This window comes from Arcticibacter tournemirensis (assembly GCF_006716645.1).
In the GTDB taxonomy this organism is placed as follows: Bacteria; Bacteroidota; Bacteroidia; order Sphingobacteriales; family Sphingobacteriaceae; genus Arcticibacter; species Arcticibacter tournemirensis.
In genome coordinates, this window is the sequence record NZ_VFPL01000001.1 from 3,633,762 (window position 1) to 3,658,773 (window position 25,012).

22 protein-coding genes are annotated in these 25,012 nt (G+C 42.5%); 12 read left to right on the forward strand and 10 right to left on the reverse strand.

Annotated elements, in window-relative coordinates; translation table 11 throughout:
• Positions 1-58 precede the first annotated feature (58 nt).
• The 3 genes from BDE36_RS15250 to BDE36_RS15260 are packed head-to-tail and all read left to right on the forward strand — an operon-like array spanning position 59 to position 5,224.
• Positions 59-895: a fimbrial biogenesis chaperone gene (locus tag BDE36_RS15250; RefSeq protein WP_141815564.1), complete on the forward strand. Its 837-nt coding sequence runs from the start codon at positions 59-61 to the stop codon at positions 893-895.
• Positions 892-2,418, forward strand: a complete 1,527-nt coding sequence (locus BDE36_RS15255) for a hypothetical protein (protein WP_141815565.1) — start codon at positions 892-894, stop codon at positions 2,416-2,418. The genes BDE36_RS15250 and BDE36_RS15255 overlap by 4 nt, the downstream gene beginning before the upstream one ends.
• A 13-nt stretch (positions 2,419-2,431) precedes the next feature.
• Positions 2,432-5,224 carry a carboxypeptidase-like regulatory domain-containing protein gene (locus BDE36_RS15260; protein ID WP_141815566.1) on the forward strand — a complete coding sequence of 931 codons (2,793 nt, stop codon included), beginning with the start codon at positions 2,432-2,434 and terminating at the stop codon, positions 5,222-5,224.
• 13 nt (positions 5,225-5,237) lie between these two features.
• On the opposite strand, the gene BDE36_RS15265 is transcribed toward BDE36_RS15260, so the two are convergent.
• Positions 5,238-6,008 (reverse strand): queuosine precursor transporter, encoded by a 771-nt coding sequence (locus tag BDE36_RS15265; protein WP_141815567.1) that lies wholly within the window; start codon positions 6,006-6,008, stop codon positions 5,238-5,240.
• 266 nt (positions 6,009-6,274) lie between these two features.
• Here BDE36_RS15265 and BDE36_RS15270 point away from each other — a divergent pair, with 266 nt between their 5' ends.
• Positions 6,275-7,051, forward strand: coding sequence for an amidohydrolase (locus BDE36_RS15270; protein ID WP_141815568.1), 777 nt, complete (start codon positions 6,275-6,277; stop codon positions 7,049-7,051).
• 7 nt (positions 7,052-7,058) lie between these two features.
• On the opposite strand, the gene BDE36_RS15275 is transcribed toward BDE36_RS15270, so the two are convergent.
• Complete coding sequence (locus BDE36_RS15275; RefSeq protein ID WP_141815569.1) at positions 7,059-7,940, reverse strand: polyphosphate kinase 2 family protein; 882 nt, start codon at positions 7,938-7,940, stop codon at positions 7,059-7,061.
• Positions 7,941-8,171: 231 nt separating this feature from the next.
• On the opposite strand from BDE36_RS15275, the gene BDE36_RS15280 reads away from it, so the two are divergent.
• Together BDE36_RS15280 and BDE36_RS15285 are read left to right on the forward strand one after the other, a co-directional pair.
• Complete coding sequence (locus BDE36_RS15280) at positions 8,172-10,619, forward strand: transglycosylase domain-containing protein (RefSeq protein WP_141815570.1); 2,448 nt, start codon at positions 8,172-8,174, stop codon at positions 10,617-10,619.
• Between the two features lie 151 nt (positions 10,620-10,770).
• On the forward strand, positions 10,771-14,004 hold the full coding sequence (locus tag BDE36_RS15285; protein WP_141815571.1) for a TolB family protein: 3,234 nt from the start codon (positions 10,771-10,773) through the stop codon (positions 14,002-14,004).
• A 31-nt stretch (positions 14,005-14,035) separates the two neighbouring features.
• On the opposite strand, the gene BDE36_RS15290 is transcribed toward BDE36_RS15285, so the two are convergent.
• Positions 14,036-14,374 (reverse strand): GIY-YIG nuclease family protein, encoded by a 339-nt coding sequence (locus tag BDE36_RS15290; protein ID WP_141815572.1) that lies wholly within the window; start codon positions 14,372-14,374, stop codon positions 14,036-14,038.
• 88 nt (positions 14,375-14,462) lie between these two features.
• Here BDE36_RS15290 and BDE36_RS15295 point away from each other — a divergent pair, with 88 nt between their 5' ends.
• The 4 genes from BDE36_RS15295 to BDE36_RS15310 all read left to right on the forward strand — a co-directional run bounded on the left by BDE36_RS15295 (position 14,463) and on the right by BDE36_RS15310 (position 18,243).
• Entirely contained in the window at positions 14,463-15,239 is a 777-nt protein-coding gene (locus tag BDE36_RS15295; protein ID WP_141815573.1) for an XRE family transcriptional regulator, read from the forward strand.
• 55 nt (positions 15,240-15,294) lie between these two features.
• Entirely contained in the window at positions 15,295-15,708 is a 414-nt protein-coding gene (locus BDE36_RS15300) for a hypothetical protein (protein ID WP_128767675.1), read from the forward strand.
• A 364-nt stretch (positions 15,709-16,072) separates the two neighbouring features.
• A complete protein-coding gene (locus BDE36_RS15305) occupies positions 16,073-17,269 on the forward strand; it encodes a pyridoxal phosphate-dependent aminotransferase (protein WP_202618138.1) in 1,197 nt (398 codons plus the stop codon).
• The gene (locus BDE36_RS15310; RefSeq protein ID WP_141815574.1) at positions 17,266-18,243 is read left to right on the forward strand and encodes a bifunctional heptose 7-phosphate kinase/heptose 1-phosphate adenyltransferase; all 978 of its coding nucleotides are present in this window, start codon (positions 17,266-17,268) and stop codon (positions 18,241-18,243) included. Before BDE36_RS15305 ends, BDE36_RS15310 begins: the two co-directional genes overlap by 4 nt.
• Positions 18,244-18,372: 129 nt before the next feature.
• On the opposite strand, the gene BDE36_RS15315 is transcribed toward BDE36_RS15310, so the two are convergent.
• Positions 18,373-19,620, reverse strand: coding sequence for an ABC transporter permease (locus BDE36_RS15315; RefSeq protein WP_128767677.1), 1,248 nt, complete (start codon positions 19,618-19,620; stop codon positions 18,373-18,375).
• Positions 19,621-19,765: 145 nt separating this feature from the next.
• Between BDE36_RS15315 and queA the strand changes: the two genes are divergently transcribed.
• On the forward strand, positions 19,766-20,815 hold the full coding sequence (gene queA / locus BDE36_RS15320) for a tRNA preQ1(34) S-adenosylmethionine ribosyltransferase-isomerase QueA (RefSeq protein ID WP_128767678.1): 1,050 nt from the start codon (positions 19,766-19,768) through the stop codon (positions 20,813-20,815).
• 25 nt (positions 20,816-20,840) lie between these two features.
• Positions 20,841-21,530: a 2-C-methyl-D-erythritol 4-phosphate cytidylyltransferase gene (locus tag BDE36_RS15325; protein ID WP_141815575.1), complete on the forward strand. Its 690-nt coding sequence runs from the start codon at positions 20,841-20,843 to the stop codon at positions 21,528-21,530.
• Positions 21,531-21,561: 31 nt separating this feature from the next.
• Here BDE36_RS15325 and BDE36_RS15330 read toward each other — a convergent pair whose 3' ends face one another.
• The 6 genes from BDE36_RS15330 to BDE36_RS15355 form a co-directional block, all read right to left on the reverse strand.
• Positions 21,562-21,714: a lmo0937 family membrane protein gene (locus tag BDE36_RS15330; RefSeq protein WP_128767680.1), complete on the reverse strand. Its 153-nt coding sequence runs from the start codon at positions 21,712-21,714 to the stop codon at positions 21,562-21,564.
• Between the two features lie 138 nt (positions 21,715-21,852).
• Positions 21,853-22,074, reverse strand: a complete 222-nt coding sequence (locus BDE36_RS15335) for a DUF2795 domain-containing protein (RefSeq protein ID WP_002996718.1) — start codon at positions 22,072-22,074, stop codon at positions 21,853-21,855.
• An 80-nt stretch (positions 22,075-22,154) separates the two neighbouring features.
• Positions 22,155-22,703, reverse strand: a complete 549-nt coding sequence (locus BDE36_RS15340) for a cob(I)yrinic acid a,c-diamide adenosyltransferase (protein ID WP_141815576.1) — start codon at positions 22,701-22,703, stop codon at positions 22,155-22,157.
• Positions 22,704-22,834: 131 nt separating this feature from the next.
• Positions 22,835-23,593, reverse strand: coding sequence for an ABC transporter ATP-binding protein (locus BDE36_RS15345; protein ID WP_141815577.1), 759 nt, complete (start codon positions 23,591-23,593; stop codon positions 22,835-22,837).
• 43 nt (positions 23,594-23,636) lie between these two features.
• Positions 23,637-23,930: an Asp-tRNA(Asn)/Glu-tRNA(Gln) amidotransferase subunit GatC gene (gatC, locus tag BDE36_RS15350; RefSeq protein ID WP_128767683.1), complete on the reverse strand. Its 294-nt coding sequence runs from the start codon at positions 23,928-23,930 to the stop codon at positions 23,637-23,639.
• On the reverse strand, positions 23,920-24,657 hold the full coding sequence (locus BDE36_RS15355; protein ID WP_141815578.1) for a lysophospholipid acyltransferase family protein: 738 nt from the start codon (positions 24,655-24,657) through the stop codon (positions 23,920-23,922). Before BDE36_RS15355 ends, gatC begins: the two co-directional genes overlap by 11 nt.
• Positions 24,658-25,012: the final 355 nt, after the last annotated feature.

The window sequence follows — 25,012 nt, forward strand, 5'->3', positions numbered from 1 at the left end:
TTATCTGGCTTAAGCTTTTGCAGCCTGGGACAGGTTGCAAAAGCTATATTGCGTTTATATGCTCACAAGCTGGAAGACTAGTTATTTACTGCTCTTTTTTTCTTTATGGTTTGTATCTCCCGCCCATTCGCAGGTGGGAATTACAGTAAGCCCAGGAAGGTTGTATTACCGTTTGCCGCCCGGCAGCCGGGGTTCCCAGAAAATCAATGTCGGCAATCCCACAACCAGGGAACTTGAGATAGGCATTTCGATAGGCGACTGGGATTATGATTCGCTGGGCAATAATATAAGTTATCCGGCAGGCTCCATTGCTAAATCGTGCTCTCAATGGATTCAGGTGATGCCTGGCTCGTATTTTTCTTTGCCTCCAAACCAGCAACAGAATCTGGACATCATGCTTTCTGTACCGGCAGATGCCGATGTATCTGTTCCCGTTCATACGGCAATGCTCTATATTACGCAACTGAATCCGTCGAGTGCAGGTTCTAATATAAACGGTGCTTCAATTAACATCACCGTAAGGATGGGCGTTAAACTATATCACTCTTTCGAACAGCAAGACAATCGTGATATTGAAATAATTGATTTCGCTGACAAAACCGTAGCCGCAGATAATAAAACAAAGACGCCCTCTTTGAGATGCCTTGATCTTTTGTTCAATAACACGGGAAAAACGTGGATCGAAGGAAAGATAAAATGGGAACTCCTCGATGAAAAAACCGGCGATAAGACAAAATTAGAACCTCTCGATTTTTATTCTATTCCGGGCGACAAGCGGACAGTAAGAAAAGTACTTCCGGGAGACTTAAAGAGAGGACGGTATAATGCAACTGCCATCATTAACTACGGCGAACGCGATGAACTGAAAGTGGCAGAACTTGAATTTGATTATTGAAAACTTTAAAACGCTTCTTCACAAAGATCAGTCAGCCATGCCTGGCATATCTGGCAGTGGCCCAGATGCTTTTGTTTGCTTCAAAAACTGACGCTCAAAGCCTCGCCGGATACTTGGGTGCACCGTGTACGCTGGAAACATACGCGGATATTATGAGCCCGTGTACGGCCAATAACTATATCTTCCTTCAGTATAATTTCGGTACAGGCAAGAGCTATTCAAACTGGACGTTAAAGGTAAAAGCAAAGGGCGATTTCACCAATGCCAAACATTCCGTTCCGGTTGAATATGTATCCCTGCGGTTTAACCGGGTGAGTACCGGAAATCCATCAGCATCCGCGATGGGAGTATCTTCCAATCCCCTTCCCCTGAGTACTTCCGACGTTACTGTCATCAATCGGTCCCCCGCTCCCTTGAATAGCTATACGGAACATGTGTTTGATATGATCCTGCAGGGAGGAAACCACTTGCTTGTTGAACCGGGAACCTATAGCACCACTATCACCTTCAGTGTAGTTGACGACAGAAATAAAACAGTTGCATCGAAGGACTTCCTTATATCATTCGTAATTAATTACAATAACAGTTGTTCCGGAATTAGTTTAGGGTCTTACTCTGGTAACCAGGTCTCGTTCTCTACTCTCAATGAACTAATGGCAGGAAAGACGGCGCAGGAATATCTTACTGTTCAATATGGAGCTTCGAATTCTACATGCCAGGGATGGAGTTTAAAAGTGCGGGCTCTCGGCAGTTTCAGCAACGGAAGCTATCAAATCGAACCGGAGCATGTGATGCTTCGTTTTAACAGGGTAAGCAGCGGCGGACCGTCGGCTTCTGCTATCGGCGTTTCTACAAATCCGGTAGCCTTAAGCACATCAGACGTTACCCTGATTGATCATTCACAGGCCGGATTCCAGAAAACCTATACGACACATACGTTTGATATGATTGTAGAGGGCGGGAATCATTTACTTACAGCATCCAACGGCGCTTACTCCGCCTATCTTCTTTTTACGTTGTATAATGAAAACAACCAGATAGTTTCTGAAACTCAAGTGAGAGCAATCTTTCAGGTCCAGTCGACAATGAACTATAGCTTTACTCTTCTGCTTCAAAATACAGCAGATCAGGTTTCCCTTGCTTTCAATACAACATCAGATATTGTTAACGGAATTTCTTTAACCAAGCTAAACGGACTAAAGATCACGGGATACTCGCCCTACCAGGTGATTGTGAAAACATCTTCAGAAGGATACAGTTCGGGCTCTTCCTCCTATATTCTCCCTGCAGAAGTTATTAAACTTGAGGTCACCCCTCCTGCCGGATATGCCGATATTGCATGCTATACTCATAATTTGTCGCCAACCGGGCAGGTATTCATTTCTAATCCAATGAGTAGTTCGACTTACCAGGTGGTGCAGTACAATCTTAGGTATTTTACCGACCCTTTAGATTCAAGGATTGTGTCGGTGCCGGAGGGTACCTACTCAAGTAACGTATTGTTTATAATAGTTCCGCAGTGATGGGTTACTCCTGATGAAAAAGATTGCAAGGAGACTTTTTCTGAGTTGCATACTGCCGATAAGCACGTGCAGCCTCTTCGCACAGCCAGGCGACGAAGTTATTATTATTCCTGATCATGCGATAACAAAGACAGCCGGAAATGAAGTTATCTCCTTTATATTAAAAATAAAGAATCAGCGGAAAAATGCCATCGACGGTACCCTTAACTGCTTACTCCCCGAAAAAGGCTTATCATTAATAACCAGACAGGGCATACGGGTGACAATTCCAGCCACCGACAGCATATTTGTTCCCGTGAAAATATATGCCCCGTCGAAAATCAGAGCAGGAAAAGAATATATCGTCCGTTTTTCTCTGAAAGAACAAAGCAGCGGGCAAATTCTAAGCGAGGGACATTGCAGCGTCATGATGAACACCAAAAGGAGCGTTTCGCTCTATGCATTGAGTACAGCCATCCAACTCGAAAACAACTCTGATTCGCTGATCATACCGGTCAGGGTTGTCAATAACGGGAATACAGCCGAAAATGTAACCGTGATAAGCTCACTGCCTTACACCACAGGTGGAGACGCATTTTATGCTACACGGCAATTTAACATAGCAGCGTTTAGTGATACGTTAGTTTACTTCAGAAAAAGAGTGACTCGAAGGATGCTGCAGGCCGAAGGTTTCGACGCTTCTATTAAAGGGTTCTATACTAACGGTGAACTGTTCGGAGTATCAGGCATAAAGATACAGAGCCCGCGGGTAGTGAGACGATTTAATGAAAGTGAATATCAGGATTCGTTTAACGGGAACTATCTATCACTCAGTGCAGAAAACACATTAAACCCATATAAGTCGTATGTCCTTGGAGCATATGGGAGCGCTTTGACCGAAGGAGGAAAGTTTATGTATAGTTTTAATGCTACTACATGGCGAAATTCGGGCAATACTCCTTTACTTCGCAATACATGGATAAACTATCAGACGGCAACAGTAGGACTAAAAGCAGGTAATATAGACAAAAGCGCTGAAATAAATCTGAACGGCAGAGGAGCGTCTTTCTTTATTTCCGATTCGTTGCACACCAACACCATTGAAGCTGGCTATGTCGAGAAGAACTATAACCTTATAGGGATATCAAACAAGGGAAGACTTGCTCCGGGAAACGCAGGGTGGTTATCATTTAGTCATAATAAGGACAAGTTTCGTTTGAACAGCTCTCTTATGTACGATAACAGTCCGTATACTTATTCAAAGAGTATCCTTTCAAGTAATACGGCCATTTATCAGGTACGGGGCAAGTTTAGAATGTCGGCGTCCCTTCATGGCGCGTATTCCGATTATTCGCTGATAAACGAACGGAGTAAGATCAGTGCAGCGGGCGACATCTTAGTGAACGGCAGAGTCAAAAAGTTTGAGTTTAGCAGCAGTAACTTCTTAAGTCTTCCATCTTACCCCGGAATGCGCAAGGGCACCACATCCCTCTCCGAGCGCGTAAACTGGATGTCGGGAAGCTTTTCAGTGTGGGGAAACTTGAATTATAATCGATTTGCTCCGCAGTATCCCTCAAACAACACCTTTAGTCCCAGGTATGAAAACCTGAAAACGGAGATGGGGATTTCAGGTCCGATTTCGCAGGGCGTGACCTTGTCTTTCGCACCGGCTTATGCACAGGATAAAAGCAATTCGTACTTCGTCGGCAACGAAAATACAGCTTCATCGCTAAAATCGTGGAATCTTAACACCACCCTCAACTGTGTTATTTCATCGAATCAGTATATTTCTTTGAATTCCGAATCAGGGATCTATCGTTCATCGTACAGCCCCGGGATGAAATATCATCTTAAGACTAATGTAAATTACAGGTACAAAGAGCTCGGAATTTTTTCTTCATTCCAAAAGGGAGCCTTCTACTTTGGAGAGCTGGTTAACGCTTATTCTATGAATAAAAACGACTATACGATGCTTAGTATTGGTCCGTCAATCCAGAAGGACCTGTTTCATGAAAAGTGTATGGTGACAGCTTCTGCTTCCTACATAAGAAGTAACATTTCAGGAAGCAGTCTTGCAGCAAACAGCAGAGTAGAATATGACGTTTTGAAGCATACCCGTTTATTCGCAGGGCTGGCCTATAACAGGCTTTCATACAACAATGACCATTATCAAACGAATAACCTTCAATTAGGTCTGGTACAAAAGCTGCCAACTCCTGGTATCGCTTTAAAGACGAATGTGCTGGATGTCTTTCTATATAAGGACGTTAATCAGAATAATACGTATGACGCAGGGGATTCGATTGCAGTCAATCAGCCACTGCTCATCAATCAGATCATGTTTCTTACCGGAAAAGACGGGAATATTCACTATAAAAACCTTCCCGCAGAGACCTATACTATCTCGACCCCTTATTTAAAGGGCTGGTACGCAGCCGACAGCAGGATTTACTTAAACAAAGATACCAGAACAGAGATAGCACTTCAAAAGACAGGAGCGCTGAGAGGACAGATTACGCTTTCGTTTTCAGAACTCAGTTTTGAGATACCACGCAGTAAGGCCGGGGTGGTTATCACGGTAACAGACAAAGAGGGACGCTCATATAACACGAAAACGAATGAGGACGGCGAGTTTAGCTTTTATCTTCCTGCCGGCAAATTCACAGCCAGCATAAACCCTGAGAACTTAAGAGCGGAAATCGACTGCCTGAATTGCCAGCAGTATGTGGATGTATCCCCCGAAAAGAGTACAACAGTTTCGTTTGTCCTCAAGGTAAGGAACCGGAAACTGGAGACAAAGAAATTCAAGTCTCCTGGTTTGAAGTAGAGCTCGCAACCCGCTAAGCGGAAATTGCTTCAGCTCTCAATTTATGCGAGACTTCTTTACCAAGGACTCTGTCGACTACTGAATGAACGATGTATAATACCGGTGTCATTAGCAGGGCGACAACAAATTTATAGCTGTAATTTACCAGGCCGATAGCGGCTACCATCTTCCAGCTCCAATGATACTGGGGGTTCAGATAAAATGCAATAAATATCACGACAAAGCTATCTACGAATTGCGAAACAACAGTAGAACCAGTTGCCCGAAGCCATAAAGATTTCTCGCCCGTTATCCGCTTTATGCGATGAAATATCAGAACATCGATAAGCTGTCCAAACAAAAAAGCAATAATAGAGCCAACAATGATCCACATGCCCTGACCAAAAATCCCTGCAAAAGCGAGGTTCATATTTAACGTACTCCCATCAATTTCCTGGTTAATCCAAAAATCGGCGGGAACAAGTTGAAGAGCAAACGCGATAATCAGGAATGCGTAGGCAATCAATATCGCCGTCAGCAACGAGAGAAAACGTACTTGCTTCAGTCCAAAATACTCATTAATGATATCCGTAGAAATAAAAACAAGCGGCCAGGTGAGTACGCCCGCCGACATGTTAAAAGACAATCCGGGAACGCCAAATAAGTCAATATCAAGCTTATTTATACCCAGTGAACCTTCTACTGTAAAAATCTTCACTCCAATAAATTCAGAAAGAAGAGCATTGCTTACAAAGAATGTTGCTAGGATGAGTAAAAGCCGGCTTTCAGCACTTTTGAACGTCATATTATTGAGAATATACCTCAAGATCGCCTTTTATAGCAACAAGAAGAAATTCATTTGGAATAATTTACTGATTGCCGACAAAAAAGCTCTGCTAAACTTCATTCTTAATGCAACTTTATTCGCCTGTATCCGTAAAAAGGGACGCAGTTTATATCCCGGAAGGCCGCTTGATTTTAGTAAGGAGAAATAAATTAAACCTACGAAAACAAAAAACAGGAAAACAAGCGTTATTACAATAATATAACCTGACATAAAAAACTCAATTAATGAGCATTTTAAAAGTTACTACTTTCCAGGCTTATTTGTTTTGGGAGAATATTGAAAAAAACCTTAATAATCTCGCCCTTCGGCTCTCTTCCATTCGCGAAAAAACGGATCTCATTATCTTGCCTGAGATGTTTAATACGGGGTTTACTATGAATGCCTCCTCTCTTGCAGAAGAAATGGGCGGTAAATCAATGCAGTGGATGAGACAACAGGCCAATCGCTTTGAATGTGTTGTTACTGGAAGTCTTGCAATAAAGGAAGAAGGGAAATATTATAACAGACTGATCTGGATGCGGCCCGACGGCACTTACGAAAAATACGATAAGCGGCACTTATTCAGGCCTGGAAAGGAGGATCTGGTATACACGGCAGGAAAAGAAAAACTAATTACAGAGCTTAACGGCTGGAAGATTTGTCCGGTAATTTGCTACGATCTTCGCTTTCCTGTATGGCTGAGGAATGAAGAGTCCGGTTATGACCTTATGCTGATCGTAGCTAACTGGCCTGAACGCAGGGCACAGCACTGGAGGACGCTAATAGCTGCACGAGCTATAGAAAACCAGGCTTTTATTATCGGAGTAAACAGAGTGGGCCACGATGGCAATGAGATATATCACTCTGGTGATTCGATGTGCATCGATCCGAATGGCAAGACTGTTTACTATAAACCCAATGATGAAGACCTCTACACGTTCTCCATATCAAAAGAAGAGGTGAGCAAAACAAGGAATGCGTTGCCTTTTCTTAAAGATGCCGATCCGTTCGATCTATTGTAGACCTGATTTAACGCTCAGCATTTAACAGGCTTTTATACTCTTGAAGGTGGCTGGAGGCCGAATCAGGCAAAACCGGGTACTGAGGTGACAATGAATCAAGCGTTTCGGTAATTATACTGATAACTGCAAGTCTCGTAAACCATTTATTATCTGCCGGAATGACGAACCATGGTGCATTTTCGGTGGAAGTGTTTAAAATAGCATCTTCATAAGCATTCATGTAATCGTTCCAGTAAGCCCGCTCCGCTATATCACCAGCCGAAAACTTCCAGTTTTTCTTTTTGTCGTCTATACGTTTAAGAAAACGCTCTTTCTGCTTCTCCTTTGACAGATGAAGAAAAAACTTAAGAACGACGGTTCCATTATCATTTAGATGCTTCTCGAAATGATTGATACTTTTATATCGGCTATCCCAAAAGCTTTTATTTATTTTGTTAAGGCTGGTATGACCAGGCAGATTCTCCTTTAAAACAAGCTCCGGATGCACTTTACATACAAGCACATTTTCATAATGCGAACGGTTGTGAATACCAATCCTTCCCTTTTCGGGTAAAGCTTTATAATGCCTCCGAAGGAAATCATGTTCAAGATCTTCAGAACTGGGTTGTTTAAAGCTAAACACCTGGCAGCCTTGCGGATTTACGCCGCTCATCACATGTTTTATAGCACTGTCTTTACCAGCCGCATCCAAAGCCTGAAACAGCACCAGCAGAGAATGGGAATTTTCTGCATAGAATTTGTCCTGAAGTGATGAAAGCTGCTCTTTATAAGAGGCAAGAAGTTCTTTTGATCCGTCCTTCCGGTATTCGCCGGTATATGAAGGATCGAGTTTTTTAAGTGAGAAGTCCTTGCCCTCTTCAATTTTAAATTTCTTGATAAAAGATTCCATTCTCTATATTTGATCAATACACAAGCGGGTGACAATCTGCCCATTAAACCTTTCTGCTCATTAAATGTTTCCTGTTCGTGCGAAACATAAACAGATGGAGGGCTTTGGGTTAGCACTGCTGCCTCTAAAAACAATTCGTTCTGAAGAAAATTTTTCTTATTGTTGTTCGTTTATTCACAATGTTCATTAGATCTAACAAAGGAATGCATGGATATTGTTTTTATTTAAAATATGTTTAAAGAAATTAAAAACAGGCCTCTTCGGTATACTGCCATTTTTCTATATTTCGTTATAATTTTCTTTTGCGCACTTGAGTTAAATTTTCTGGGGCTTTTCGGCTACTCGCCGACCATCAGAGATATTAAAGCTCCCAATATGAGAATCGCCTCTGAGCTCTATACAGCGGATGGTAAGCTTATTGGCCGCTACTATAAAGAAAACCGCACACCGGTAGAGTTCAACCAGATAACCAAATCGACCGTGAATGCACTCGTCGCGACAGAAGACGCACGCTTCTTCAGCCACTCGGGAATTGATATCAGATCGTTATTATCAAGCGCGTTATCTACTGTCTCAGGCGATAAAAGGGGAGCGAGTACTATTACTCAGCAACTCGCAAAAAATCTTTACAGAACGCGAAATAACAAACAACAGGGCCTTATAAAATACATCCCAGGGGTAAGAACAATAGTGTATAAGCTGAAAGAATGGCTTACTGCACTGAAACTGGAAGGACAATACTCAAAAGAAGACATCCTCCTTATGTATCTCAATACCGTCCCATTCGGGAATAACACCTTTGGTATCAAGACTGCCGCAAAAAAATATTTCAATAAGGAGACGGATAAACTGGAAGTAGAACAATCTGCCTTATTGGTGGGAATGCTCAAGGCAACCACCACATACGATCCTCAAAACAATCCGGAAAGAGCACTCGAAAGGAGAAATGTAGTTCTTTCGCAGATGGAGAAATACAAATATATTTCGCCCGAAGAATATAATAAATATAGCCGCCGCCCTATCGAAATCCATATCGGTGATGTTACAGAAGAGGACCGCGGCGACTCTTACCTTCGTTCTGCAGTAGCACGTTATCTTGATAAATGGTGTGACGAAAATGGATATGACTTGTATGAATCGGGATTGAAGATCTATACTACAATCGATTCTAAGTTACAGAAATATGCAGAAGAGGCGGTTGCAGATCACATGAAAATCTTGCAGAAAAGGCTGAATAATGCATGGGGCAATGAAAATCCCTGGAGGAATTCGGACGGAAAGGAAATTGAGGATTTTCCGCAAAAGGCAGCGCAACGCCTTCCCGTATATAACTTGCTGAAGAAGAAATATAATAATAATCAGGACTCCATCGATTATTATTTGAACAAGCCCAAAAAGATGAAGATCTTTAGTTGGAACGGCGACAAAACTGTTGAATATTCAACCATAGATTCAATAAAATACTATGCCAAGATCCTTAATACCGGGATGATGACATTGGATCCCTTTAACGGACATATTAAAGTCTGGATCGGCGGAATTGATTTCAACCATTTTAAATACGATCACGTTAATCAGGCGAAGCGTCAGGCCGGCTCGACCTTCAAACCATTTGCTTATCTCGCGGCACTGGAAAGCGGAATGAGTCCCTGTGATAAATTTATAGATAAGCCTGTAAAAATCCCTTACGTAGAAGACGATTCTACTAAATATTGGGAGCCTAAAAATTCGGATTACAGCTTTTCCGGACGGGAAATGAGCCTTCGCTGGGCGATGGGTAAGTCTGTCAACTCAATTACTGCTCAGATTACAGAAAAAGTAGGATGGGACAATGTGGTGAAATATGCTCACGAATGTGGAATTGAGAGTGAATTAAAGTCGGTTCCTTCTGTAAGCCTCGGATCAAATGATGTGTCAGTATTCGAGATGGTGAGGGCATACGGTACCTTCCTGAATAAAGGAACGCAAACCGAGCCTATTCTTGTAAAACACATAACTGATCATGATGGCAATATGATACAGGAGTTTAAGGCCGAAAAAAAGCGAAGCATCAGCGAAGAGATTGCCTGGCTTATGCTCTATATGTTCAGAGGCGGCATGGAAGAGCCTGGAGGCACTTCGCGCTCGCTGTGGGAATGGGATCTATGGAAGAAAGGCAACCAAATTGGCGGTAAAACGGGAACTTCGTCTGATTATGTGGATGGCTGGTATATGGGTATTACGAAAGACCTGGTGACGGGAGTATGGGTAGGCTGCGACGAAAGAAGTGTTCACTTCAGATCATCGGGTACAGGAGAAGGAGCCCATACGGCATTACCCATTTTTGGTAAGTTCATGGAAAAAGTATACCACGACGCTTCAACAGGCTATACTTACGGACCATTCCCCGGTCCTGAGGTGGAAATCACGCGCGATTACAAATGTCCAACCCCTCCTCCTCCGGTGGATACAATTGCGACAGACAGTTTGCAGGTCGATTCGCTGACCATAGGTGATACTATCAGGGTTGATGAACCAGCGTTAGAGCGTCCTGTAGAGAGAACACCGCCAACTACCATGGCACCGGCTGTGAAACCGGCTGAAATTGAAATTGAAGAAGACCCCAAAGAGGAGCGTAAAAGAAAAAGGGAGGAACGACGGGAGGCCAGACGACAAAAGAAAGAACAGCAAAACAATTAATAACTTTATATATTATCTACATAAATCCTCGTTATGCAGCAGTAAAACAGGGTTTATCGCATTTTCACGTATATCTGTAGCATTTTTAAAGCTAAGTATGTATTAACTAACAATAATATAAAGTATTTTAGAATATTCTAAGCCACCACATATGAGATATTTTGACTTATTAAGAAAAAACACAGCATACAGATTATTCTGCTTTGTACTTGTTTTTTTCCTGAGCGGGTTGGCAAGCCCGTCGTTCGGACAATATTTTGGGCAGAATAAGGTACGTTACAAAAACCTTAAATTTAAGGTAAACCAAAGTCCGCACTTCGAATTGTACTATTACTTAAAGAACGACAGCCTGGTTAAGCGTATGCTTCAGGAAAGTGAGCTCTGGTATGATCTGCATCAGCAGGTTTTCAGGGATACATTTTCAAAGAAAAACCCATTAATCGTTTATAATAACCACGCCGACTTTCAGCAAACAACTGCCATTGACGGCGATATCAGTGTGGGTACAGGCGGTGTTACTGAGGGCATGAAGAACCGGGTAGTAATGCCAATGATGCAACTGAATCAGCAAACCAGGCATGTATTAGGACACGAGCTGGTCCACGCTTTTCAATACCATTCACTCATTGAGGGTGATTCAACCAACCTCGAGAATATCGGCAATCTTCCGCTCTGGATGGTGGAGGGAATGGCAGAATACCTCTCCATAGGAAAAGTTGACGCTTTCACAGCGATGTGGATGCGTGATGCTTATCTGAATAAAGATATTCCAACACTACGTGACCTTACCGAAAGCAACCGTTATTTCCCCTATCGTTATGGACAGGCTTTCTGGACATACATAGGGTCGACTTATGGGGATACAATTATTGTTCCTTTGTTTAAAGCAACTGCTAAGTTTGGATATCAGATGGCGATACGCCGCACGTTTGGTTATGATGAACGAACGCTGTCTAATTTATGGCGAACAAGCATTGAGAACACATACAAACCCTTGCTGAAAGATACTTCACAGGTTCCTGTGGGCCGCAAGCTTATCGACAGTAAAAACGGCGGCGATATGAACGTTGCCCCTGCCATTTCACCCGACGGTAAATATGTTGCTTTTCTCTCAGAAAAAGAGCTGTTTAGCATAGATCTTTTCCTTGCCGATGCAGTCACGGGTAAAATCATACGAAAGCTCACGAGTAAGACAACCAATACGCACATTGATGAATTTAGCTTTATCGAATCGGCCGGAGCCTGGTCGCCCGATAGCAAGAAATTCGCATTTACCATATACAGCGAAGGGAGAAACAAGCTGCTCATTGTGGACGTTTCCAATGGAAAGGTGCTGATGACAGAGGGATTAGGCGATGTGAGGGAATTCAGCAATCTTGCATGGTCGCCCAATGGTGAAGATATCGCACTTACCGGCTTGAAGGAAGGTTTCAGCGACCTATATCTCTTCAACACGCGTACAAAACAGGTTACTCAACTTACAAACGACAAGTATTCCGACTATCAGCCTAACTTTTCTGCCGACGGCCGTTACCTGGTGTTTACCAGCGACCGGACGACCTTTGAGAAAGCCAAAGGCGTGGACATTACTTATAATCTTGCAGTGATGGACCTGTCGACGAAGACAGTTACTGATATTCCTGTATTTAACGGGGCTAACAATATGAATCCGCAGTTCTCCTCTTCCGGAGGGCAAATTTATTTTCTATCCAACCGCGATGGATTCCGCAATTTGTATCGCTATACACTCGAGAGCAAACAGATCGAACAGCTTACCGACTATTTCACCGGAATCAGCGGTATTACCGAATATTCACCCGCCCTAAGTGTTTCGAGGAATGACGACGTTCTGTATTCGTATTACAGGTATCAGAAGTACACCATCTTTAACGCGAAGGGCAGTGACTTCAAGCCAGTACCAGTTGCTGCAGACGCCGTTAATTTTGATGCGGGAACCCTCCCTCCTATTAAACAAACAGGAGTAGACCTTATTAATGCCAACCTGAATAATTTTAAGCGTTTCGAAACGATTACGGATGACAAGATAAACCCTGCAAAGTATCGCCCGCAGTTTAAGCTTGATTATCTTTCAAGTAACGGAGTGGGCGCATCAGTAGGAAGGTTTGGAACAGGTTTATCAAGTGGCATCCAGGGCATCTTTAGTGATATCCTCGGGCGAAACCAGATCTTCGCAACACTTGCAGTGAATGGTGAAATATATGATTTCGGCGGACAAGTAGCCTATGTCAACCAGCAAAGCCGCATTAATTATGGAGGTGCGGTGTCGCACATCCCCTATGTGTCAGGATACTATGTTAACCAGATACAAGAAGGCAATAACCCAAGTGGAACCGGCTATAACTACGTAAACGGATACGACATCATCAGAACATTTGAGGATCAGGTCCAGGCATTTGCAGCTTATCCGTTCTCCCGCATCTTCCGTTTTGAGGCAGGAACCGGGGCTTCCTATTACAGCTACAGGATTGACCGCTGGGCCGACTATTACCAGGCCTACGTTACTGAAAATCCCGATGGGTCGAAAACATACCAGGGAAGTGATTACTATCCCTTTGACTCCGACAAACATAAACTGTCGAAGGGTGATGCTCAGGCATATTATGGAACCAGCTTTAATGCCTTTACCATTTACCAGCTTAACGCTGCATTTGTTGGAGATAACTCCTATTTTGGTGTAACCTCTCCCCTAAGTGGTTTCAGATTCCGGCTAGGTATAGAAAGCTATATCGGTGATTATAATTTTAATGCTCTTACAGCCGACTTTAGAAAGTATACCAGAATTAAACCTGTCACTTTAGCTGCAAGGCTTTATAGTTATACACGTTTTGGAAAAGACCAACAAGCACTATATCCTTTGTTTATCGGCTACCCTTACCTTATAAGGGGGTATGAAGCCAATTCATTTTATAGAAGCGGGTCTGTAAATTCTTCTGCCTATATTGATCAATTGAGCGGGTCGAAAATAGCCGTAGGGAACTTTGAAGTAAGGCTGCCATTTACAGGCCCCGAGAAGCTTGCTGCTTTTCCGTCGAAATTCCTCTTTAGCGACTTAAATTTATTCTTTGATATTGGATTAGCTTATAACAGCAATTCCAAAATACATTGGACAACAGATGTTGATGAGAATGCGAATCCAGGTAATGGAGGCATTGGAAATGTTGGAGGTATCGGAGGTGTTTCGGGTATCGGAGGAGGTTTATCTTCCACTAACATCGTTAACCGTGCTCCTTCTATGAGCGCCGGCGTGTCCCTCCGCGTAAACATGTTTGGATATTTTGTGCTGGAGCCTTATTTTGCCATCCCATTTTCGCGTAAGGATGTTAATGGCGGTGTATTTGGTCTGACCTTTGCACCAGGCTGGTAAGCCCGGAAATAAAAAATGTTAAAAAAGCGGCTTATGCCGCTTTTTTTATTCGCACAGGCAGACTTGCAGATAATATCATTTTTTCATAATCCAGGCCAAGACTTAGGTCTAACCAGTCAGGATTTACGTCTCTCACTAACTTTTCTTTCTGGGCACGGGTAAATTTACTTATAAGATTGAAGCGCTGAAGAGCCGCATCTTCGGTCCTTAGCTCCTCAAAATAGATCAGCCTGCTTAACTGCCCCGGACTGTCAAAAAACAGGCTGGGCATTTGCCTGTAAAAACTGATCGTTTTGAGAAGATCTGCACTCATTCCTACGTGTAGAGAACTGCGGTTCCTGTCGGTAATTATATAAACATATCTTTTCATAACTAAAATCTTTATATATAGAAAATATTTACTAATTTTATTGGCATAAAGATACTAACAATATTAGCAAATACAAATTTATTTTAAAATGCGTAACATTTCCAACAACCTGCGCTACCTTCGCAAAAACAAAGGCCTGACACAACAGCAATTTGCTGATTTAATGGATATTAAAAGATCTTTAGTGGGAGCTTACGAGGAGGACCGTGCGGAGCCGCGTTACGATTTGCTAAAAAAATTCGCAGAGTTCTACGAACTAAGCATAGATGATTTAATCAATGAAAAGATAAATGACAAGTGGAAGCCGCGTTCGAAAGCCGATGCTTCCAACATTCGCGTGTTAAGTATTTCTGTTGATTCGCAGGACCGGGAGAACATTGAACTTGTTCCGGTGAAGGCTAGTGCCGGTTACCTCAATGGCTACGCCGATCCTGAATTTATAAGTGAGCTCCCCAAATTCAGCCTTCCAATTTTAAAACAGGGAACTTACCGTGCTTTCGAAATTAAAGGGGACTCTATGCTTCCGCTGCAACCTGGCACCATCGTTATCGGAGAATACCTGGAAAACTGGATCGATGTAAAGCCTGGAGAAACTTACATCTTTATTACTAAAACGGATGGCATAGTGTATAAACGTGCGGGCAACCGCTTTAAAGAGAATAAGTCGCTAAAATTAATTTCCGACAATTCCGTATACGATCCTTATACAGTACAGGCTGAAGATATTCTGGAAATATGGAAAGGAAAGGCCTATATCTCCACTAACTTCCCTGAGCCTACTCCTGAGCCGACCATGGAAAACCTTACTTCCATGATAACGCAGATGCAAAAATCAATTTCACAACTTCAGCAGGATAAAAATTAGCTTACCTTTAAACTATTCGACAAAAGTTGGTCTAATACAATAAACTCATACTCAAATGAAAAAGATTATTTTATTCATTGCCTTATTATGCGGAACGGCATCTTTAGCCCTGGCGCAACCCGGACAACAACGTACTACACCCGAAGAAAGGGCGACGCGCAACGTTGAAATGCTTGAAAAAAGACTTAGCTTAACGGCTGATCAAAAGGCTAAGATTCACACGATCGCACTTGAACAGGTTAAGGCGATGGACAGCCTGCGTACAGAAGCTAGAAACGCAGGAACAGACCGCCAGGCCATGTGGTCTAAAATGCAGTTATTGCAGCAGGAACACGACAAAAAGATCACTGCACTCCTGTCAGACGATCAGAAGAAACAATATCAGCAGGTAATAGAAGACAGGCAAAAAAGAATGAGAGGCGGACAAGGCCGTCCCAGCACGGAGAAACCTGCGGGAAATCAGAATTAGATAACTCAATTGGTTACCACAATAGAAAAGCGACTACTACGGTCGCTTTTTTTTGTAACACTCATTTGTACAATTGCAAGAGAACGTATAGACTTGTATAACCTTTATTGTAATACGCTTTGGGAATTGTTCGGGATAAGTGCACAGTGCCTGCACAGTGCACTCACTACGAAGCTTTCCAGAATAAGGGTAGAAGTATCATCCTACCGTTCTGTCTTTATTCGGTAATGAAATAAGGATATCCCCTTCCGGAATATTAATCTTTTCTTGCTCCTGCAAGGCAGCTTCAAAGTTTTAACAGGCTTACCCTGATTCATTTTCAATTTTTAGCCCTCAATTTTCAATTCTTGTTATATTTGCGTTTATGAGCATTTTATCAAACCGTATTAACAACCTGGCTGAGTCTGCAACCATTAAAATGGCAAAACTCGGTAGAGAATTAGCAGCTAAAGGCGTTGATGTAATCAGCCTTAGTTTAGGAGAGACAGATTTTTACACACCTGATTTTGTAAAAGATGCTGCGAAAAAGGCAATTGACGAGAACTATTCTTACTATTCGCCTGTAGCTGGCTATCCTGATTTAAGAAAGGCTATTGCTGAAAAACTGAAGCGCGAAAACAACCTCGACTATACCTTTGACCAGATCGTTGTTTCTACGGGTGCTAAACAGGCCCTTACCAATGTTATTCTCTGCCTGGTTAACCCGGGAGATGAAGTGATTATTCCTACTCCTTACTGGGTTTCATATTCTGAACTTGTGAAACTTGGAGAAGGCGAATCAGTATTTATAGATTCAACGATAGAAAGTGATTTCAAAATCACTCCTGAAGAACTTGAAGCCGCAATAACGCCAAAAAGCAAATTATTCATGTTCTCCTCCCCTAACAACCCGACGGGAACTGTTTATACATACGACGAGCTTGCGGCTCTGGTAAAGGTATTTGAAAAGTATCCTGATATTTATATTATCTCTGATGAGATCTATGAGCATATAAACTTCACCGGAAGACATGTATCTATTGCGGAGTTTGACAGTATTAAAGACCGCGTTATTATTATAAACGGGCTTTCAAAAGCGTATGCAATGACGGGATGGCGACTTGGCTTTTCTGCCAGCAACAAAGAAATTGCCAATGCATGTGATAAACTTCAGAGCCAGGTAACATCAGGAACATGCTCCATTACCCAAAGGGCTGGTGTTGCTGCCTATCACGGCAGTCTCGACAGTGTACATGAAATGCAAAAAGTTTTCCTCGAACGTCGTAATCTGGTATTCGACCTTTTGAAGGAAATCCCTGGAATGAAAGTTAATCTTCCCGGCGGTGCTTTCTATTTCTTCCCTGATGTGAGCTCTTTCTTCGGCAAACAAACCGAGGATGGTGAAGTTATTCAAAATTCGGACGACCTTGCATTATATATTCTGAACACAGGACATGTCGCTGTAGTGAGCGGAGATGCATTTGGTGATCCTAAATCCATAAGGATCTCATACGCTGCTTCGGAAGATAAACTGAGAGAAGCCGCTTTACGAATTAAAAATGCACTAGCTAAGCTTAAATGAAGGACTTGTTTAACCGGTTTGATGGACTCAATATCCTGATAATCGGAGATGTAATGATGGATTCTTACCTCTGGGGAAGCGTAGAGCGCATTTCCCCGGAGGCTCCTGTTCCGGTTATCTCGGTTAAGAAGAAAGAAAACAGGTTAGGTGGCGCCGCTAACGTAGCGCTGAATGTTCAATCCCTGGGGGCGACGCCTCTCATATGCTCTGTTATAGGAACAGATAGCGAGGGCGATAGCTTCTTACAGCTAATGGAAGCACAGGGTCTGTCGTCCGAGGGTCTTATCAGGTTGGACAGCAGACCTACAACGGTAAAAACCCGCGTTATTGGCCATAATCAGCAGATGCTTCGCATCGACGCGGAAACAGATGATGCCTTGATGGTTCCGGAGACTCAGACACTCCTATCGAAGGTCCTGGAAATTATGAATAAACAAAAGATTGATGCTATAATCTTCGAAGACTACGATAAAGGCGCCATTACGGAAGAGTTGATCAGCAGTGTGGTATCCGAGGCGAAACGAAGAAATATCATCACTGTTGTAGATCCGAAAAAGCGTAATTTCTTGTCATATAAGGGTGTCACCCTTTTTAAACCAAACCTGAAAGAGTTAAGAGAGGGCCTTAAAGTAGACGTCAACACCGCCAAAGCAGGCGACCTTGAAAAAGCCGCTGTAAACCTGCGTGAACAATTGAACAGCAGGATGATCATGGTTACACTTTCCGAGCTTGGTGTTTTCATCATGTCGGAAAACGGACAAAGAATCATCCCTGCGCATATCCGGAAGATTGCCGACGTTTCAGGCGCCGGAGATACGGTGATAGCAACTGCTTCACTTTGTCTGGCTGCAGGCCTTGATGAGTTTAAAACAGCTGCTATAGCGAATCTCGCAGGTGGACTTGTATGTGAGCATGTAGGCGTGGTCTCCATCAGCAAAGAACGGCTGCTAAAGGAACTGGATAAGGCGTTTTGAGTAGATTTGAGTTTTGAGATTTGAGGTAATAGTATCTGAGACTATAATAGCATCCACACGAGATCTCTGATGTTTCTTTCTATAAGAATAGTCTAAACCCCTCAAAACTCATATCTCACATCTCAAAACTTACTTACTCCTTATTGCCTCAACCGGATCCAGGCGGGAGGCCATAAAGGCTGGTATAATACCAGAGATCAATCCTATTGAAGTGGAGAGAATAAACATCAGAATAACCTTACTAACGTCAACAATGATGGTCAGGTCGGCCACCATTTTGAGAATAAAGGCCAGCATATAAACAATTCCCAGACCAATCAAGCCGCCCATAAGGCATAACAAAACTGCTTCTATCAAGAACTGGAGAAGAATAAAATAGTTCTTAGCGCCAAGCGACTTTTGTATACCAATGATATTGGTCCTCTCTTTTACAGACACGAACATGATATTGGCTATACCAAAGCCTCCCACGAGGATTGAAAAGATACCGATCGCCGCACCTGCGGTATTCAGGATCTTAAACATTTCATCAAGCCCCGCTGTGAGTATTGTCGATTTATTCAAAGCGAAATTATCGTCCTGAGTAGGGCTAAGCCGACGGACGGAACGCATCACTCCCCTCAGTTCGCTTTCCATTTCATCAACCGGAACTCCGGGTTTCCCCTTAACAGAAATTTCGGGATTGTAATTCGCATCCTGAACATTGATGATGTTCCGTGCGAAGTATAACGGCAAGAGAACCGTCTTATCGGCCGAAGTTCCCAACATATCCTCACCTTCTTCTTTAAACACACCAATGACCGTTACTTTACGGCCCATAACATTCACGACCTTTCCGGCGGCCAGCTGGTTGGGAAACAAGCCCTCGGCAATCGAGTGACCGATCACAGCAACGGCATTACCATTCTTCGACTCCGATTCAGAGAAGTAACGGCCTTCTTCCAATTCGAAGTTCCATGTTTTATAATACTCGTGGGTGACGGCAGAAACCTGTGCACCTTCGACTGTGTTACTCTTAAACTTAATAGTGCGGTTACCTGCATAAACCCAGTAAGATACAGCTTCGGCGTTGGTAGCCCTTTCTTTCACTTTTGCAAAATCGCGGAGAGTGGGTACTGGGCGGTTCATATACTTCCACCATGCATAATCGCCACCAAACTGCCATGGCCACTTTTGGATATAAATGGTATTGCTGCCCAGCTTATCGACACTGCTTTGAAGGTTATTACGGAGGGTATCAACGGCCGAGAAAACACCAATTATCGTCATGATACCGATCGTGATACCAATTAACGATAAAAATGTACGCAACTTATTCTGCCTTAACGACGAAAAAGCAAAACTAAAACTTTCACCTAAGAGCCTGAGGAATATCATACTTTCTTAAGATTGCAGGAATCGAAGAATGTTACACAAGTGGTACTTTTTACCATGATTGCGATCAACAAAAACAAACTCGGGTAAGTTAAGGTATTAGAATTAATTTTCACTAACTTTGCGCCCTAAAATATTTTTTATATATATGAAATTATCCCAGTTCAAATTCAATTTACCAGATTCTTTAATTGCTCATAGTCCTTCTGATCAGCGCGATGAAGCACGTTTAATGGTACTTGACCGAAACACGGGAGCTATAGAACATAAGATTTTCAAAGATGTTCTTGACTATTTTGAAGAGAAGGATGTAATGATCCTGAACAACACAAAAGTTTTTCCGGCCAGATTATATGGCAACAAAGAGAAAACAGGAGCAACTATCGAAGTTTTCCTCCTGAGAGAACTCAATAAAGAACTCCGTTTGTGGGATGTACTGGTAGACCCTGCACGGAAGATCCGCGTCGGAAATAAATTATACTTTGGTGATGATGATCTTCTGGTCGCCGAAGTGGTTGATAACACAACCTCGCGTGGGCGTACTATCCGCTTTCTCTTTGATGGCACAGATGAAGAGTTTCGCAGAAACATTGAAATTCTCGGTGAAACACCCCTTCCAAAATATATCAAACGGAAGGCTACAGCCGAAGACAAAGAGCGGTATCAAACCATCTTTGCTAAACACGAAGGAGCTGTTGCAGCCCCTACTGCCGGCCTGCATTTTAGCAGGGAGCTGATGAAACGACTTGAGTTGAAAGGCGTTGAATTTGCCGAGGTTACGCTACATGTGGGACTTGGTACCTTCCGTCCAGTCGAAGTAGAAGACCTGACCAAGCACAAAATGGATTCAGAGCAGTTCATTATAGAACAGAAGTCGGCTGATTTAGTTAATAATGCTATTGAGAACAAACGACGCGTTTGTGCTGTTGGAACTACCAGCATGCGAGCTATCGAGTCGGCGGTTTCGGCAAATAAAACCCTTAAAGCGGCAAACGACTGGACAAGCAAGTTTATTTTCCCTCCGTATGATTTCAGTATCGCTAATACCATGATCACTAATTTCCACACGCCGGAATCAACTTTGTTGATGATGATCTGTGCTTTTGGCGGATATGAAAATGTTATGAATGCGTATGAAGTAGCTGTAAAAGAAAAGTATAGATTTTACAGTTATGGTGATGCTATGCTGATCATATAGTATAAAGCCGCGTCTTTAAACCCTCATGAAGTTTTATGCGATTATCGTAGCCGGAGGTTCGGGCAGCAGGATGAATTCAGAAATACCTAAACAATTCATCCCGCTTCTTGGAAAGCCGGTTTTGATGCATACGATTGAGGCATTCTATTATTCCGACCTGAAGCCCCGGATCCTTTTGGTATTAAATCATAACTTTCATTCATTCTGGGATGAGCTTTGCCGGAAATATGATTTCTCAGTTCCGCATAAGGTAATAGAGGGAGGTACGGAAAGATTTTATTCGGTAAAGAATGCTTTAGATATGATACATGATGAATCTGCGATAGCTATTCATGACGCGGTAAGGCCTGTAATTGACAATGAACTAATTACGCGCTGCTTCAGCGAAGCTCTGATCCACAAGGCTGTAGTTCCCGTAATTGAAAGCAGGGATTCACTGCGAAAAAAGAACAAAGAAACTACTTCAGCAATTGCGAGGGAAGATATTCTAATTGTACAAACGCCGCAGGTGTTTGAGTCGTCTTTACTAAAAAGGGCGTATGAGCAGAATTACTCAAAAGATTTTACCGATGATGCCTCTGTTGTTGAGAAAGCCGGCGGGAAGATCCACATTACATCCGGCGACTTTAAAAATATAAAAGTTACCTATCCTGAAGATCTCGAAGTGGCGTCACTTTTTCTAAAAATACAAGCACAAAAAAAATCAGGTTTATAGCCTGATTTTTTTGTGCTTGTATTTTATAGGCTTACGCTGCGCCGCGTATAACACGCAGTAAAATAGCAATAATCGCTATTACTAACAGAATATGTATAATGCCGCCTGTAGCATATCCTCCGAAGAAACTCACAGCCCAGATAATTACCAGGATAACTGCGATTAAATAAAGTAGATTTCCCATAGTGTTATGTTTTAGTTCGTTATTAATTTAATTTTATATCATAAGAATAATAAAATTGAACTAATTGTTTATAATAAATGAAAATTCTTCGGGAAGATTAAGCTACAAGCAAAAAAGCCCTGCCAGAGGGCGGGGCTTTTAATATTCGTCTTCGTTAAAGAAGAAATCGTCTTTCGTGGGATAATCAGGCCAGATCTCTTCAATATTTTCATATGGTTCACCGTCGTCTTCAAGCGCCTGCAGGTTTTCTATCACCTCAACAGGAGCTCCTGACCGGATCGCATAATCTATCAACTCATCTTTAGTTGCAGGCCATGGAGCGTCTTCCAGGTGCGATGCTAATTCTAATGTCCAATACATATTTCTTAGAATTTATGATTTTTAAATTTTCGCAAAAGTATAATAAAAATAATAAGCTTTTAAAATAAAAATTACTGATGTCAATATCTCGGAACCCACTTAGTTTCTTCGATTTCGTTGTCTGCACACAGTTTTCGTGCCAACACAAAAAGATAGTCGCTCAAACGGTTAAGATATACTAAAATTATTTCATTAACTGCACTTTCCTCTGACAAATTAACAGTAACACGTTCGGCCCTACGGCAAATACATCGCGCGATATGGCAAAACGATACAACGGTAAGACCTCCTGGCAGTATAAAGTGTTTTAAGCCGGGCAGACTTTCTTCCATCTTATCTATCTGCGATTCGAGCAAAGCTACATCCTCCCATAAAAGATCAGGAACCTTCATCCTTGACTTTTCAGGGTCGGCAGCAAGAGCTGAACCAATGGTAAATAATCTATCTTGAATTTCTTTCAAAACCTCTTTCTGAAGATCTGAAATCTGCTGATCACGAATGAGACCAATATAAGAGTTCAACTCATCGATAGTGCCGTACGACTCTATACGTAAATTGTATTTAGGCACCCTTGTTCCCCCAATTAAAGAGGTATATCCCTTATCTCCGGTTTTAGTATAAATTTTCATACGAGCTTGATGCAAAAAAAAGAACTTTCGCCCCCTTTTTTATAAATGTGGAAAAATAGATAAATGTTAATTTCTAGCGTCTATATCCGGCAGGCATTAATAGGTTTTGTAAGCATACAGAAACTCATGGACTATATCCCTTCAAAATCAGTCCCCCTATCACGCAGTTTATTTAACCGGGGAGAGATTAGTTTGATATGTTCGTTAGGATAATCGTTTTCTATAAGGCCATCGCGCATTCTGACTATGCGGTGAGCATGCTGAGCGATATCTTCTTCGTGGGTCACCAGAATAATTGTATTTCCCTTTGAATGGATTTCCTCAAGCAGAGCCATAATTTCTACCGATGTTTTAGTATCAAGATTACCTGTAGGTTCATCCGCGAGAATAATGGAAGGGTTATTTATAAGTGCACGTGCCACAGCTACGCGCTGGCGTTGCCCTCCCGACAGCTCATTGGGCTTATGCTCAGCACGATTTCCCAGACCAACGTTTTCAAGAGCAACTTTGGCACGCTCTTCACGTTCACTCCTGCGAATTCCGGCATAAACAAGCGGAAGAGCCACATTATCGAGCGACGTTGACCGTGGCAGAAGGTTAAAGGTTTGGAATACGAAACCAATCTCTTTATTTCTCACTTCGGCGAGTTCATTATCACTCATTTCACTCACCCGGATGCCATTAAGCACATACTCACCTTTTGTAGGGGTATCGAGGCAACCTAATATATTCATTAGTGTAGACTTTCCGGAGCCGGAGGGCCCCATCAGGGCTACGAATTCGCCTTTTTCGATATGTAACGTTACTGATTTTAAAGCATGAATTACTTCTGCACCGATTACATACTTCCTGCCTACGTCAGTAATCGAGATGAGGGGCTGTTGTTGCATATAGATTAGATTTGGCTGATTGACTTTTGTTACAATGCTGAATTCAGGATTTATCAATCACTTTAGCAACCTTAAAGTATTGCCCATCGTGCACCGGAGCGTTTTGTAAAGCTTCTTCTGTTGTAATATCCATCTTCACCTTGTCGTCCCTAAAAACATTAACCTCATCGGTAAGATAAATAAGAGGCTCTACGCCGGTAGTATCCAGCTCATTGAGCTTCTCCATAAAACTGAGGATATTGTTCATGTCCTGCAGCAAGGATTTTTCTTCACTTTCGTTTACCTCAAGTCTGGCGAGATGAGCGATTTTCGCTATTGTTTCTTTATCAAGTTTCATTCTTTTCTAATCTTCCCTTTATAATGTCGTGTACTTTCCGGCCCAGCAAGTCAGCGTCGTCAACCGTTAATCCGGCTGTTTCTATCTGAGAATGTACACAAATATGGCAAATTCCCGGTCTACTTCCATATTCCGATCCATCATCCCACATTTTTTCCCACGCATTAGTTATGGAAACGGGTATAATAGGTATCTGATGCTCTATTGCCAATTTGAAGGGACCATTCTTAAACGTACTCAGTTGCGGCGGATACGTATCAGGGATTTTCCCTTCGGGGAATATCACCAGACTCATTCCGTTTCTGATATACTCATCAGCTCTTTTAAATGCCCTGAACGACGACATTTTACTCTCACGGTTTAATGGAATATCTACAGTTTTAAAGAACAGCCCTGTTACCGGGTTATTCAGCAGCTCTTCCTTGCCGAGGAATGCAAAATTTGACCTTACCATCAGCGTGATGGCCGTTATATCAAGGATTGAAGAGTGATTTGCGCAGATGATAAATTTCCCCGACCAGTCTATTGGTTTCTCAAACGAAAAGCGATAGAAAAACCCGACCGCGGCCGAAGTTACGAAGCCGAGTGACCGGCGTACTTTATTCAGCCCTGTAAAGCGCTCACGTTTCCGCGAATAATAATAAAGGAAGGGATAATATAGGATAAAAAAGAAGACCACACTGCCTATGTAGAGGTATCGATGTATCTGCTTTAAAAATCTCTTCATTAAGGTTCAAACTTAGATAAATTGCTTTTATCTGCAAAATACATAAACTGCATTTGAGAATCTCACCTCCGCTTCGCACCCGCTTCTGAAAGGGTTCGGAGTGGTAAGGGAGCACTCAGCGACCTCCTCTTGTCGTCTCTTGTGCATCTTCGATAAACACCCGGGAAGCATCGGAGCGAGCGGCAGTCTGCATCGAAGCTAGCTCCATACGGTTCTGAACCAGTATGCTCTAATGTGGTCTGGGGCTCTATCCAGGCAAGACTATTGACAATTCCAACGATTAAACGCAACGGAAAGATGCCCTTCCATCGGACGATGTTCTCTTTCAGTTTATTCCCGCGTGGAAAACAGTTTT

Excerpts from the sequence above, each read along its gene's own strand:
- BDE36_RS15330 (WP_128767680.1), bottom strand. The coding sequence starts at position 21,714 with ATGGGAAATCTACTTTATTTAATCGCAGTTATCCTGGTAATTATCTGG.
- queA (WP_128767678.1), top strand. The coding sequence starts at position 19,766 with ATGAAATTATCCCAGTTCAAATTCAATTTACCAGATTCTTTAATTGCT.
- BDE36_RS15325 (WP_141815575.1), top strand. The coding sequence starts at position 20,841 with ATGAAGTTTTATGCGATTATCGTAGCCGGAGGTTCGGGCAGCAGGATG.
- BDE36_RS15295 (WP_141815573.1), top strand. The coding sequence starts at position 14,463 with ATGCGTAACATTTCCAACAACCTGCGCTACCTTCGCAAAAACAAAGGC.
- BDE36_RS15270 (WP_141815568.1), top strand. The coding sequence starts at position 6,275 with ATGAGCATTTTAAAAGTTACTACTTTCCAGGCTTATTTGTTTTGGGAG.
- BDE36_RS15265 (WP_141815567.1), bottom strand. The coding sequence starts at position 6,008 with ATGACGTTCAAAAGTGCTGAAAGCCGGCTTTTACTCATCCTAGCAACA.
- BDE36_RS15260 (WP_141815566.1), top strand. The coding sequence starts at position 2,432 with ATGAAAAAGATTGCAAGGAGACTTTTTCTGAGTTGCATACTGCCGATA.
- BDE36_RS15285 (WP_141815571.1), top strand. The coding sequence starts at position 10,771 with ATGAGATATTTTGACTTATTAAGAAAAAACACAGCATACAGATTATTC.
- BDE36_RS15355 (WP_141815578.1), bottom strand. The coding sequence starts at position 24,657 with ATGAAGAGATTTTTAAAGCAGATACATCGATACCTCTACATAGGCAGT.
- gatC (WP_128767683.1), bottom strand. The coding sequence starts at position 23,930 with ATGAAACTTGATAAAGAAACAATAGCGAAAATCGCTCATCTCGCCAGA.
- BDE36_RS15310 (WP_141815574.1), top strand. The coding sequence starts at position 17,266 with ATGAAGGACTTGTTTAACCGGTTTGATGGACTCAATATCCTGATAATC.
- BDE36_RS15250 (WP_141815564.1), top strand. The coding sequence starts at position 59 with ATGCTCACAAGCTGGAAGACTAGTTATTTACTGCTCTTTTTTTCTTTA.
- BDE36_RS15300 (WP_128767675.1), top strand. The coding sequence starts at position 15,295 with ATGAAAAAGATTATTTTATTCATTGCCTTATTATGCGGAACGGCATCT.
- BDE36_RS15345 (WP_141815577.1), bottom strand. The coding sequence starts at position 23,593 with ATGCAACAACAGCCCCTCATCTCGATTACTGACGTAGGCAGGAAGTAT.
- BDE36_RS15315 (WP_128767677.1), bottom strand. The coding sequence starts at position 19,620 with ATGATATTCCTCAGGCTCTTAGGTGAAAGTTTTAGTTTTGCTTTTTCG.
- BDE36_RS15305 (WP_202618138.1), top strand. The coding sequence starts at position 16,073 with ATGAGCATTTTATCAAACCGTATTAACAACCTGGCTGAGTCTGCAACC.
- BDE36_RS15275 (WP_141815569.1), bottom strand. The coding sequence starts at position 7,940 with ATGGAATCTTTTATCAAGAAATTTAAAATTGAAGAGGGCAAGGACTTC.
- BDE36_RS15290 (WP_141815572.1), bottom strand. The coding sequence starts at position 14,374 with ATGAAAAGATATGTTTATATAATTACCGACAGGAACCGCAGTTCTCTA.
- BDE36_RS15280 (WP_141815570.1), top strand. The coding sequence starts at position 8,172 with ATGTTTAAAGAAATTAAAAACAGGCCTCTTCGGTATACTGCCATTTTT.
- BDE36_RS15340 (WP_141815576.1), bottom strand. The coding sequence starts at position 22,703 with ATGAAAATTTATACTAAAACCGGAGATAAGGGATATACCTCTTTAATT.
- BDE36_RS15335 (WP_002996718.1), bottom strand. The coding sequence starts at position 22,074 with ATGTATTGGACATTAGAATTAGCATCGCACCTGGAAGACGCTCCATGG.